Source organism: Nocardia sp. NPDC055029, from assembly GCF_053608525.1.
This window is the reverse complement of sequence record NZ_JBSGVQ010000003.1, coordinates 75,192-88,043: the sequence shown is the minus strand read 5'-3', so window position 1 is coordinate 88,043 and position 12,852 is coordinate 75,192. Positions and strand designations below refer to the sequence as shown.

At 71.4% G+C, this 12,852-nt stretch carries 7 protein-coding genes; 4 read left to right on the top strand and 3 right to left on the bottom strand.

Annotated features, from left to right (window positions below; all coding sequences use genetic code 11):
• Window positions 1-44: 44 nt before the first annotated feature.
• Together ACWF9G_RS03790 and ACWF9G_RS03785 are read left to right on the top strand one after the other, a co-directional pair.
• Entirely contained in the window at window positions 45-215 is a 171-nt protein-coding gene (locus ACWF9G_RS03790; RefSeq protein ID WP_022566695.1) for a DUF2613 domain-containing protein, read from the top strand.
• Window positions 196-4,566, top strand: a complete 4,371-nt coding sequence (locus tag ACWF9G_RS03785) for an alpha-(1->3)-arabinofuranosyltransferase (protein ID WP_452513687.1) — start codon at window positions 196-198, stop codon at window positions 4,564-4,566. Before ACWF9G_RS03790 ends, ACWF9G_RS03785 begins: the two co-directional genes overlap by 20 nt.
• Here the strand turns inward: ACWF9G_RS03785 and ACWF9G_RS03780 are convergent.
• The gene (locus ACWF9G_RS03780) at window positions 4,546-5,736 is read right to left on the bottom strand and encodes an acyltransferase family protein (RefSeq protein ID WP_379305563.1); all 1,191 of its coding nucleotides are present in this window, start codon (window positions 5,734-5,736) and stop codon (window positions 4,546-4,548) included. The genes ACWF9G_RS03785 and ACWF9G_RS03780 overlap by 21 nt on opposite strands.
• Before the next feature lie 146 nt (window positions 5,737-5,882).
• Between ACWF9G_RS03780 and ACWF9G_RS03775 the strand changes: the two genes are divergently transcribed.
• Entirely contained in the window at window positions 5,883-7,082 is a 1,200-nt protein-coding gene (locus ACWF9G_RS03775; protein ID WP_379305565.1) for a DUF3068 domain-containing protein, read from the top strand.
• Between the two features lie 171 nt (window positions 7,083-7,253).
• Here the strand turns inward: ACWF9G_RS03775 and ACWF9G_RS03770 are convergent, their stop codons facing one another.
• Window positions 7,254-8,621: a polysaccharide biosynthesis protein gene (locus ACWF9G_RS03770; RefSeq protein ID WP_452513448.1), complete on the bottom strand. Its 1,368-nt coding sequence runs from the start codon at window positions 8,619-8,621 to the stop codon at window positions 7,254-7,256.
• A gap of 543 nt (window positions 8,622-9,164) precedes the next feature.
• Here ACWF9G_RS03770 and ACWF9G_RS03765 point away from each other — a divergent pair.
• Window positions 9,165-11,570, top strand: a complete 2,406-nt coding sequence (locus ACWF9G_RS03765) for a histidine-rich protein (protein WP_452513446.1) — start codon at window positions 9,165-9,167, stop codon at window positions 11,568-11,570.
• Here ACWF9G_RS03765 and ACWF9G_RS03760 read toward each other — a convergent pair.
• Window positions 11,536-12,705: a glycosyltransferase family 4 protein gene (locus tag ACWF9G_RS03760; protein ID WP_379305571.1), complete on the bottom strand. Its 1,170-nt coding sequence runs from the start codon at window positions 12,703-12,705 to the stop codon at window positions 11,536-11,538. The two genes, ACWF9G_RS03765 and ACWF9G_RS03760, sit on opposite strands and share 35 nt — an antisense overlap.
• Window positions 12,706-12,852 lie beyond the last annotated feature (147 nt).

Genomic DNA, 12,852 nt, shown 5'->3' with positions numbered 1-12,852 from the left:
TTGGCCGAAGTACCACCCCGACGTCGAGCGTATTGGAGTGCGCGATGAAGTTTGCTGTTCCGGCTGTTGCCAGCGCGGTCGGCGGCGCCCTGCTGAGCGCAATCGCCGTCTTCGCGATCACGGCAGCGGTGCAGCAGAACACGGCGCCCTCGATCGACCGCAGCGGTGACAAGGACTCCTCGCTGCTCAACGCCCCTGAATACGGCAGCCGCTGAGTCCGACGCCGGCGCGTCACGCCCCCTACTAGCGGGGCAACCGGACACGGCTCCACTGGGTTGGCGCTGGTTCGTCGGCACGGTCGTAGCCGCCTTCGTCCTGACGTTCGCGCAGGCGCCAGGGCTCACCGTCGCGGACACCAAATACGACCTCGCCCAGAACCCGCTGGGTTTCCTCGCGCGGGCATCGCACCTGTGGAGCAGTCAGGCTCCGATGGGCCAGGTGCAGAACCAGGCCTACGGCTACTTCTTCCCGCACGGCACTTTCTTCTCCGCCGGGCATCTGCTGAACCTGCCCGCATGGGTGACTCAGCGCGTCTGGTGGGCGCTGCTGCTGCTCGCCGGTTTCTGGGGCATCGTCAAGCTGTGCGAGACGCTGGGGATCGGCGCGCGCGGGTCGCGGGTGATCGCCGGTATCGCGTTCGCGTTGTCGCCGCGGGTGCTCACCACGCTCGGCTCGATCTCCTCGGAAACGCTGCCGATGATGCTGGCGCCGTGGGTGCTGCTCGCGCCCGCCGCGCTCGGTGTCGCGGTACGGAATCGACGGGGTGTTGGGGCGACCGCGCCTGGTAAACAGAGCGCGCAGGGCGACCGGGGTGCGGGCGCGACCGCGCGCGGCGAGACAGGAGCCGCCCCCGACGACCGGGGTGCCGCAGCAGACGCCCACGGCGATCTGGGTGGGGGTGACCCGGACCGGACAGTGCGGCGCGGTGGCGCGCTCTCGCCAGCCGGTAGTGCGCTCGCGCTGGCACTGATGGGGTCTGTGAACGCGGTCGCGACCGTGGCCGCGTTCCTGCCCGCCGCGCTGTGGTGGGCCTCGTACCGGCCGAATCGGCGGTGGTGGCGGTTCACGGCGGCCTGGATTCCGCTGCTGGTGCTGGCGACTTTCTGGTGGGTGGTGCCGCTGCTGCTGCTCGGCAAGGTCAGCCCGCCGTTCCTGGACTACATCGAGTCCTCGGGGGTGACGACGCAGTGGGCCTCGCTGAGCGAGGTGCTGCGTGGCACGGACAGCTGGACGCCGTTCGTGTCACCCGAGCGCATCGCGGGCGCGGTGCTGGTCACCCAGCCCGCTGCGGTGCTGGCGACCGGGTTGCTCGCCGCGGCGGGTATGGCCGGGCTGGCCCGCTCGTCCATGCCGTACCGGGGCCGGTTCGCGCTGATCCTGCTCGTGGGTCTGGCCGGGATCAGCGCCGGATACGTGGGTGAGCTCGGTGGCCCGTTCGCCGAGTCGGTGCGGGTGTTCCTCGACTCGGGCGGCGCGCCGCTGCGCAATGTGCACAAGCTGGAGCCGCTGATCCGGCTGCCGCTGGTGATCGGCCTGGCGCACCTGCTCGGCCGGGTGCCGCTGCCCGCCTCGGTGCCGCTGCGGGAGTGGCGCAACACGTTCGCCCACCCCGAGCGGGACCGGCTCGTCGCCGTCGCCGCCTTGATTTTGGCCGCGCTCGCCCTCGCCACCTCGCTGGCGTGGACCGGCAAGCTCGCGCCGCGCGGCGCCTACGACGAGGTGCCCGCGTACTGGACCGAGACCGCGGACTGGCTGGCCGACAATGCCGCCGACACCCGCGCGCTGGTCGTGCCCGGCGCGCCGTTCGGCAGCCAGATCTGGGGACTCACCCGCGACGAACCGCTGCAGGCCCTGGCGAGCACGCCCTGGGCCGTGCGCGATTCGGTCCCGTTGAACCCGCCGGGCACCATCCGCGCGATGGATTCGGTGCAGCGCCTCATCGCCGATGGCAGGCCGTCGACCGGACTGGCCGCGACGCTCGCCGACCAGGGCATCGGCGTTCTGGTGCTGCGCAACGACCTCGACCCCGAGACCTCGCGATCGACCCGGCCGATGCTGGCGCACCGCGCGATCGAGGGGTCGCCGGGCCTGACGAAAGTCGCCGAATTCGGTGACCTGATCGGGCCGCGCGCGGCGGACGCCGGGCTGGTCGTCGACAACGATCTGCAGCCCGCCTATCCGGCGATCGAGATCTACCGGGTCGAGGTGCCACCGCCGGGCACCCCGGTCGACGTGCGCGGCGGCACCGGCGCGCCGCCCGGGTTCCCCGGCGCGTACACCGTCGCGCTGGATTCGGTGCCGGTCGTCCAGGGCGGCCCCGAGGTGCTGGAGCGGATCCGGCGCGATACCGGAAACCCCACGGCCCCTGTGCTTCTCGCCGCCGATGCCGCGCGCGCCGGGCTGCCGCCGAAACCGACGCTGCTGACCGATACGCCGATGGACCGCGAGGCCGACTTCGGCCGGGTCGACAATCACAACTCCGCGGTACGCGCCGCCGACGACGCGCGCCGCACCCACAATCTGGTACCCGACTATCCGGTCGACGGCACGCCGCTGGTGCGCGGCGAGTGGTCGGGCGCGAAGGTCACCGCGTCCAGCTCCGCGGCCGACGCCACCCAGATCGGCGGCTCTGCGCCAGGCAGCTCCACCGCCGCCGCTGTCGACGGCGATCCGAGTACCGCCTGGATCAGCAACGGCGCCGAATCCGCACTCGGACAATGGCTCCGGCTCGATCTCGACAAGCCGATCACGACCGGCTCGCTGCGCTTCACCACCACGGCGGCCGCGCTGGGTGATCCGGTGAAGTGGGTGGAGGTCCGCACCTCGCGTGGCACCGTGTCGGCGCGGATCACCGAACCCGGTGCGCCCGTGACGGTCCCGCTGCCCGCGGGCAAGACCGACTGGGTGATGATCACCGCCGCGCGGACCGAGACCGGCACCAGCGGTGGTCAATTCGGGATCAGCGAGCTCACCCTCGACGACTACACGGTGCGGGACGCGCCGGTACGTGTCGATATCCGGCATCGCGTCGTGCTGCCCGATGTCGCGCCGGGCATGAAGGTCACCGGATGGGATCTCGGGCAGGAGTTCCTCGGCCGCAGTGCGTGTTTCGACGGTCCCGACCGGGTGCACTGCAGTAAGGGCCTCGGGCTGCCCGCCGAGGAGCCCGGCGTCTTCGGCCGCACGCTCGCGGTCCCCGAACCGCTCACCGCCACCACCGAGCTGACCGTCCGCACCCGGCCCGGCCCCGCGCTGGAGGCACTGCTCACCGACCACACCCGGCCGGTGGCGCGCGGCAAGGCCGATGTCGCCGACCTGCGCGGCGCCGCGTTCGCCGCCACCGACGGCGATCCGAAGACCACCTGGACCGCCCCGGAATCGACCGTCCGCGGTCTCGCGGGCGCCAAACCCACACTGGTGCTGGAACTTCCGGAACCCACCGAAGTCACCGGGCTCGACCTCACCACGGCGCTCGGCGGACTGCCCGCGACCGCCACCGCCGTCATGGTGAACCTCGGCAACGGTCCGCAGTTCCGTGAACTCCCCGAGCGCGAGCACGGCGAGCCGGCCCGGATCTCGCTGTACCCCACGGTCACCGACCGCGTCGAGATCAGCATCCAGAGCTGGAACGAGGTGCTCGACCGCACCGCGCTCGGCTTCGTGCTCTCCCAGCCCGCCGGACTCGCCGAGGTGGAGGTGCTCGGCCCCGAGTACCCGGCGCCCGCCGCGGGCGATCAGCTCGTCACCATCGGCTGCGCGGACGGGCCGGTGATCGCGATCGGCGGCCGCACCGTGCACACCACCGTCACCGCCACCGCCGACGAACTCCGTTCCGGCGCACCGGTTTCCGCGCGGGCCTGCCTGGAGGACGCGGCCGATATCGAGCTGCTGCCTGGGCATCCCGACCTCACCGTCGCGCCGACCGAGCTGTTCACGGTCGACCGGCTGCGGTTGATCCGCACCGATCCGGTCGCGCCGGCGCCCACCGCGCCCGGCACGCAGTTGCTCGTCCTGCCGCTCAGCACGAATGTCGGCTGGGAGGCGCACACCGCCGACGGGCGGGAACTGTCGCCGGTGGTGGTCGACGGCTGGCAGCAGGCGTGGGTCGTCCCGGCGGGCACGACCGGGGAGATCACCGTGTCGTTCCCGGCCGACCGCTGGTACCGGCTGGCGATCTTCGGCGGTCTGCTGCTGTTGATTCCGCTGGTGCTGCTGGCGATTCCACGGCGGCGCGAGGTGCCCGATGCCGGTCCGGCGCCGGTGACCTGGGGCGTTCGGTGGGCCGCCGCGGTCGGGCTGACCGGTGTGATCACGGTGGTGTCCGGGCCGGTTGGCGCGGTGTTCACGCTGATCGCGCTGGGTTGTAGTCGCTTCCGGCCCGTGCTGACGGCCACGGCACTGCCGTGGGTGGCCGGGCTCGGGACGTTGATCTCGGCGGCCGTGCTGTCGACGGGGACGTGGCGTTCGGGGACGCCCTATATGGGCGGCTCGCTGTGGGCGCAGGCGCCCGCCGTCATCGCTGTCATCGCGGTCGGCGTCGCGGCGCTACCGCGTCGACGGCGCTGACCCGGCGAGCCGCTCGGCCTGCTTGCGAGCGGCCGCGGCCCGGTCGACGCGCCGCGCCAGCCGACGTGCCGGGTCCTCGATCAGGGCGAAGCTCGCGGCGGCGAGCGGCATGGTCAGCGCGGTGGTCAGCACAAGGACATAGCCGAACTGGCCGCTGAACGGCAGGATGCCGAACACCGGGAAGACCATGGTCAGCACGACGAGGTGCCAGAGGAAGATGCCGTAGGACCAGCGGCCGAGGGTCAGGGCGGTCGGCGATTCCAGCCAGCGGTGCGGTGGCGCGTCGGCCGGGCGCAGGACCAGCGGGGCGAGCAGGCCGAACCCGATGATCATGCCGAGCAGCATCTTCATCGCGTACTGCCACGGCTCGGCGCGTTCGAGACCGGCCGGACCGCCGAACTCGGTCGCCGAGACGAGGAACGCGGCCAGCGCCAGCGCCCACATCAGCGGCTGCGACGAGAACAGCCTGCCCCACCAGGCGCCGGGCCTGACCTGATGGATCAGTTCGGCGAGCACCATGCCCGCCGCGAACCACGGCAGGTAGCCGGGCAGCCAGTTGTCGGCGTGGATACCGTCCGGCGTCGGCACCGGCCACAGATTCCAGGTCAGGCTCACCGCGATCAGCCCGCAGAGCACGGGCACCCGCAGGCGAGCCGTCGGCCCACGCAACCACACGATCGACCAGGCCAGCAGCGGCAGCACCAGATAGAAGGCCACCTCCACCGACAGGCTCCACATCTGGGTGAGCCCCTCGGTCAGCGTCAGCGGGACGAACACCTGCAGCAGGAACAGATTCGACACCCACACCCGCAGGTTCGCCGACTGCGCCGCGCCGGGCAGCAACAGCAGTACGAACACCACGACGGCCCAGTACGCGGGCACGATGCGCATCAGGCGATGCAGCAGATAGCGGCCGGTCGTCGGCGCGGTGCCCATGCCGTGCGCCACCGCCGCGTGCGGGCGCCACAGCAGGAAACCCGACAGCGCGAAGAACACCGCGACCGCCATGTCGAAGCGCTCCAGGATCGGGCCGAGCACCGCGACCTTGCCGGTTCCGGTCTGGAACGCGACATGGGTGAGCAAGACGCCGAGCGCGGCCATCCCACGCATGCCTTCCAATGCGGGGATGAAGGCGCGCGGAGCGGGAACGGGGGCGGTGGCGGTTGTCATCGCTCCCCATTTTGCCCGGTCGGCGATTTCCCGGGCGCAGCGCCGCACTCTGTAAGGCCGGGCTGTTAGTGTCGGGGCTCACGAGGGCCTAGGGTGCAATACCAGACCAGCGGAGGATCCGTGTTCGAACGACGAGGAGAGTTTGCATGGCACTGAGTGCCGGTACCAGAAGGACGGTCGCCTGCGTGCTCGTGGGTCTGGGCGCGGCATTACTCGTCGCCGCGCTGATGATCCCCACCTACACCGTGAGCAAGGTGGCCAAGACTCCGCTCGACCTCGAGATCACCACGATCGCGGAGAATCAGAAGGGTGAGGACAGCCTCGTTCTCGACTCCAAGTCGCTGACCACCGGCGACGGGCCCGCCGTCGTGAACAAGGATGTGCCGCTGATCTCCCAGCGCTTCGTCACCGTCGAGGAGCCCTCCGACGCGAACGATATGACGCTGCAGGCAGGCCAGACACTGCGCCGCACCGACGTGCAGGGCGACACCGGCCTGCTCACCGCGACCATCGACCGGGTCACCATCTCGCGCACCACCGGCATGCCCGTCGACACCGAGCCCAACGGCTCGATCGCGGTCACCGTCAACAAGGACGGCAGCGTCATGGAGCCGGTGCAGCACACCGGCCTCGGCTACCGCTTCCCCATCGGCACCGAGCAGAAGACCTACCCGTACTTCGACATCAACGTGCGCAAGTCCTTCGACGCGAACTTCATCGAAGAGACCGAGATCAACAGCACGAAGGTCTACCACTTCCAGATGACCGCGCCGGTCACCAGCACCTGGGACGTCGTGCAGGCGCCTGCCAACCGGCTGACCCTGCCCGCGTCGAAGTGGGGCGTGACCGACGTCCCCGCCGACACCCCGGTCACCATGACCCGCTACTACACCAACGTGCGTGACCTGTGGGTCGAGCCGCAGACCGGCACCGTCATCAAGGGCGGCGAGTCGATCCACCTGTTCTACGCCCGCTCGGCGGACAAGCCCGAGGTGACCGCGCTCAAGTCGCACATCGTGTTCGACGAGGCGACCGTCGAGTCGCAGATCGCGATCGCCAAGGAGAACACCGACAAGCTGTCGCTGTTCGGCCGCATCGTGCCGATCGTGTTCGGCATCCTCGGCGTGATCGCCCTGATCGCCGGCCTGTTCCTCGGCCTGCGCGGCGGCAGCGCCCCTGCCCACGCCAGCCCGCGCGGCACCCGTCCGACCCCCGCTCCGACGGCGGCCCCGGACGAGACCCCCACCTCACGGTGGGACGCCGACGACGACGCGCCGACCACCCAGTTCCCCCGCGGTGAATACGACGCGCCTACCGAACAGATCGACATCGACAAACGTCGCTGAGGACAGTGCTCCGAGAACGGCCCCGGTCATCGTGACCGGGGCCGTTCTTCGTGTGAGCGGTGTGAATGGTTGTGGAGCCAGGCCGGTCCCACAGTTCGGCCCAAGCTGCGAGGCACGGATGTCGCGGGGCGACCGAGCGGGATCGCGGCAGTCCGAGCGAAGTCCGTGGACCTACGAGGCGGTTCCGCTGGTGACGGTGGGCGCCGAACCAGGGGCGGTGCCGCGGGCGGCGGTGCGCAGGACGACGACCGCGACGATCACGGTGGTGACGGCGGCTACCGAGACCGCGGTGGTGATCAGGGTGCCGATCGTGCGCGCGAAGGCGAGCATCAGGGTCACCTCGAGGGCCAGGCCGATCCAGGTGACGGCGGCGAGGGCCGTACGTTCCACGGCGATCGCGGAAAGCAGGGCGCCTTGCAGGACCGCCAAGATCGCGCCGTGCAGGGCGAACATCCACAGCATGCCCTCGATGGGGGCGTAATCCTGCCCGGCGAACAGCGGGGCGAGTGGGGCTGCCAGCGCGGCGCCGATCACCGCGACGACACCGATCACCGACAGCACCGAGAGCGCATCGCGGATCGCGCGGGCCGAATGCGCGGGTTGGGCCATGCGCGGATACAGCACGACACCGACGGCCTGCGGCAGCCAGAACGCGATCTTCGTGGCAATGGTGCCCAGTGAGTAGCGGCTCGCGTCGACGTCGTCGAGGACGATGCGGACGACGATCAGGTCCACCGAGGACAGCGCCATCAGCGCGGCCTGCACCTGAACCGCACGCAGCACCGGAAGAACACCGATCGCCCGGCTCGCACGGGCTACGGCCGGTCCGCGCTTCGATCCGCCCGTGCCTTCCTGCGCCGACAGCCCGCGATCCGTAGTGGCCGAGCCCGCGTCCGCCGAGAGGGCATCATCGGTTCCGCCCGCGCCTGTCCGCCCGGGTGCCCCAGCCAATTCGCCCGATTGCGCGCCGGACCCGGCAAGGGTCGACCTGTCCGATTCGGCCGCGAAATCGTGCACGCGCGCAGTCGATCGGGCGATGCGTCCGGCGATGATCGCCGCGCACACGATGCCCGCCGCGCCTGCCCACAGTGCGCCGGCCGCGCCGCCGCCGAGGGCGAGCGCGACCAGTGCGGGTGCCACGCGCGCCGTCCCGGCCATCGCGAGCACCGTGGCCAGCGCACGGAAATGATTGCCGCCCTGCAGGATTCCTTGTTCGCCGGACAGCACGACCAGCGCGGGTGCCGCACCGAGCGCGCCGGCGGCGGCCCACACGCCGACGTGCAGCACCCCGGCGACCACCGGCACCAGCACCACGGCGACCGCGGCGACGAGCGCGGCGCAGCGCCACTGCATCGACCGCACCGCGCGCAGGTCGGCACCGAGGACGACCTCGCGCGCCACCACGTTCTGCATGGCCAGGGCGGGGACCGCGCACAGCAGCTGCACCGCGAGCAGGCTCGCGAACTCGCTGTACCCGGCGACGCCGAGCCAGCGGCCTGCCAGCAACTGCAGCAGGTACCCGGCGACGTTGGCGGTCATCGCGCCGGCCGTCACCCAGGTCAGGTCAGCAACGACAGGGGGGCGACGGACCGAGGACACGCCCCATCGTCGCACCTCGACGCCCTTCGCATCACCACTACCCCGAAAATGTGAGTCCGACCGGACTCACCTTGCCCGCCGCAGGCCCGCAGCCCCCGAGAACGGACCTCGGTCGCCTCACGAGCCGCCTCCGCATCGAGCAGGCCCACGGCGGCACCTGGACGCGGCGCCCCACTACGACCCGGCGACCCGACAGCCCGAGTGCCCGGCGGCCCGGCGGCCCGGCGACCCGGCGACCCGGCGACCCGACAGCCCGACAACCCGGCGACCCGACAGCCCGACAACCCGGCGACCCGACAGCCCGACGACCCGGCGACCCGGCGACCCGACAGCCCGGCGACCCGGCGACCCGACAGCCCGGCGACCCGGCGACCCGACAGCCCGGCGACCCGGCGACCCGACAGCCCGACGGCCCGGCGGACGGGCGGACGGGCCCGGCCCGCCGGGCCGCTGGGCGAGCGACGGGACGTAAGGTGCAGTGGCGTGACGGGAGATAGGCGTGCGAGGGCCTGGGTGGCCGGATATTGCGCACTGCTCACACTGATCATCGTCGGACCGCTGGCCGGATCGGGATACCTGCTGCTCCGCGACGCCGTCAGCACCCCACGCTCCTACCTCACCGATTCCGCCCTCGGCCTCGGCGCCGCCGCCCCCCGAGCCGTCCCCCAGGACGCCCTGCTCGCCGTCCTGTCCCCGGTGATCGACGGCGGCCTCCTGGTGAAGGCGATCCTGATCGTCGCCCTGTGGGCGGCCGGCTACGGCGCCGCCGTCCTCACCCGCGAATTCCTCGCCGCATCGACCCCCGCCCAACTGGTAGCCGCCACGCTCGCCCTCTGGAACCCCTTCGTCGCCGAACGCCTCCTCCAAGGCCACTGGAGCCTCCTCGCCGGCTACGCCGCCCTGCCCTGGACGGCACTCGCCGCCGTCCGCGTCAGGCGAGCGACGCAACGCCACCGCCCCCTTACCGGCACCAGAACGGACACCAGCGCCGTCGCAGACACTGACACCCGCACTCCGACAGCTGCTCCCGCGAATGCGAGCGCCGATGCCGACGCGAGACCAGATGCGGACTCGAGCGTGGGTGCGAGCGACAGCGCAGACGCCGGCCCGAGCGGGGGCGAGGACGCGGGGGCGAGCGCGGGTACTGATGCCGCTACCAGCGTGGGTGCGGAGACCGATGCCGACCCAGGTGCACGAACCGACACCCATCCGGGCACAGATGCCGCTGCCCATGCGGATGTAGGTGCCGCCACCCACGCGTGTGCAGGTGCGGACACCGGAAAGGGTGGAAGTCCCTATGCACAGGCAGATTCGCGCGCACCGCGCAGGACTGGGTGGTCGGGCCCAGCCAGGTCCGGCGGCCGCGGCGAGTTCTCTGTGGGCCGCGGTTCGTTCGGCGCGTGGGCGGCGCTTGCTGCGGGTTTTGCGGCTGCCGGGTTGACGCCGACGGGGTCGCTGCTGGCCGCGATCATTGGGCTCGCGCTGGTCGGGCGACGCGCTTTCCTGCCCGCCACGGTCCTGTGGATCGCCACCTGTGCGCCGTGGCTGACGGCGACGGCGCTGGGGTCGGGCGCGGAGCCGTCCGATCCGGCGGGGGTGTCGGCGTTCGCGGCCAGGGCCGAACCGTGGCTCGGCACGCTGGGCAGTCTCGCCGGGCTGGGTGGGATCTGGAACAGCGAGGCGGTGCCTGCGACCCGGACGACCCCGTTGGCGCTGGTCGGGACGGTGTTGTTGCTCGGTATCGTCGCGCTCGGAGTGCGCGCCGTGTGGGCGCTGGGGCGGGATGGCCGGACATTGCTGGTGATCGCGGCCGTGGCGATCGTGCTGCCCGCGCTCGGAGCGACCAGTGCGGGGCTCGCGGTCGGCGAGTGGCTGGTTGTGAACGTGCCAGGGGCCGGTCTGCTGCGCGATACACAGAAGTACGTGGCGCTGGCAATGCCCGCGTACGCGCTGTGCGCCGCGGCCGCGTGCCGGACAGTGGTGACGTGGTGGCACCGATATGTGGCCGATCACTCCGAGGCAGATCCCGGTCGTGCGGCGGACACCGGTCGTGCGCCGGATTCCGGTCATGCGGCGGACACCGGTCGTGCGCCGGATTCCGGTCATGCGGCGGATTCCGGTCATGCGGCGGACACCGGTCATGCGGCGGACACCGGTCATGCGGCGGACACCGGTCATGCAGCGGACACCGGTCATGCAGCGGACACCGGTCATGCAGCGGACACCGGTCATGCAGCGGATGCGCGACCACGCACTGCCGTAACCTCCACTGTCGCCATTGTTTTCATCGCGCTGCTGGTCCTGCCACTGGCCGACCTGGCGTGGGGAGTCGGCGGCAAGATGCGCCCTGTGCATTACCCCGCAGGCTGGGCGCAGGCCGTCGACCGCATGGACACACCCGGTGACGTCGCAGTCCTCCCGGCCGGCATGTTCCGCCGATTCCAGTACAGCGGAACAGCTCCCGTCCTCGACCCGGCCCCGCGCATCCTCCCGAACGACGTGCTGCAAACCGGCGAACTCCGGGTCCGCGGCTATGCCGTCACCGGCGAGGGCAATCGGGCTCGCACCGTCGAGGACGCACTCTTGCGTGGCGCGACACCCGCCGAGATCGCCGCACTCGGCGTCGGCTGGATCGTCGTGGAGCGCTCCACACCCGGCCCACTCGGCGACTCCGACAAGACCATCGCCGCAGCGGAATTGGCCTATCAGGACACCGACCTGGCGCTGTACCGCGTTCCTGGCCACACCCCCACCGACATCGCAACGCCCGCGCAGCGGTTGATATCGGGATCGGCTCACATCCTGTGGGCAGTCCTGCTTGTCGGTGGACTTGTCACCGCGGCGCTACGTCGAGTCAGCCCTGAGCGGGCGGGGCGACCAACCCGGTGACGAAAGCACCACGGGCAGCAGCGGACAGCACTTCGTAAACCCCGGAACCTGTTTGCTCCCAGGAGAATTCATGGGCACGCGCCCGCGCCTTCTCGCCCATCATCAGCCGGGTATCCGGGTCGGCAAGCAGATCACCGGCCGCTTCGGCGAGTGCCGGCGCGTCGTCGACGAGCAGCCCGGTGACGCCGTCGACGATGGAGTCGGTGAGCCCGCGCGAGCTGCGGTACCCGATGGTCGGCACCCCGTGCTGGGCCGCCTCGATGACGGCAAGACCCCAGCCTTCCTTGCGGGAGGGCATGACGTGGACCCACGCGGTCGACAGGATCTCGTGCTTGCGGCGTTCGTCGACGTGCCCGTGGAAAGTGACGGCGTCGGCGATGCCGAGCTCGTCGGCGCAGGCACGCAGGTTCGGCGCCCACCAGCCGTCGCCGATGACGTCGAGGTGCACGTCGGGGAACCGCTGACGCAGGGCGGCCACGGAGGTCAGCGCGTCCTCGATCTGCTTGTGCGGAACCAGCCGGGACAGGACGGCGATGCGCGGATGGTCGGCGCGCGTGGTGTCGGCGCCGGGCACGACCTCGGCGGGCACCGGTTCGGCACCGTTGCGGACGACAGCGATGCGCTCGCGGTCGACGCCGAGCACGGCCAGCTCCTCGGCCGAGGGCAGCGACACGGTGAGGTACTGGTTGGCGCGGTGCACGCGCGGTGACAGGCGCGACTCGATCCACCAGCCGATCCGCCCGACCAGCTTGCCCGCGACCGGCCACTGCTCGCGGTGACCGTGGTGCACCAGCACCACCGAGGGCACGCCGGTGGCTCCCGCGAAGAAGGGGATGCCGTTCTGGGTGTCGATCACGACGTCGGGGCGCACATCGCGCAGCGGCCCGATCCCGAGCCGACCGGCCATGATGGCGACCAGTGCCCGCGGATACACGGTGAACCGGCCACCGGCGCGGCTGATGTCGATGCCGTCGATCCGCTCACGCCGGGGCGCACCCGGATAACCGGCCGTACGCAGGGTGACCTTGATGCCGCGCGCGGCCAGCTGGGCGCCGACCTGCTCCAGGTACCGCTCGCTGCCGCCGCCCTGCGGGTGCCCCGTGTCACGCCAGCACAGCAGGAGGACTTCACGCACGGTCGGGCTCGCAATCGGGTCGGTCGAGGACAAAGGTCGGCACCCACCCTAGCGGGTGTGTTCTGCGCGACACATCGATATCACCGCTACCGTCCCGCTGTGTCGGCGGACCACGCGAGAACCCCCGGTGACGCTGCCCATAAACTC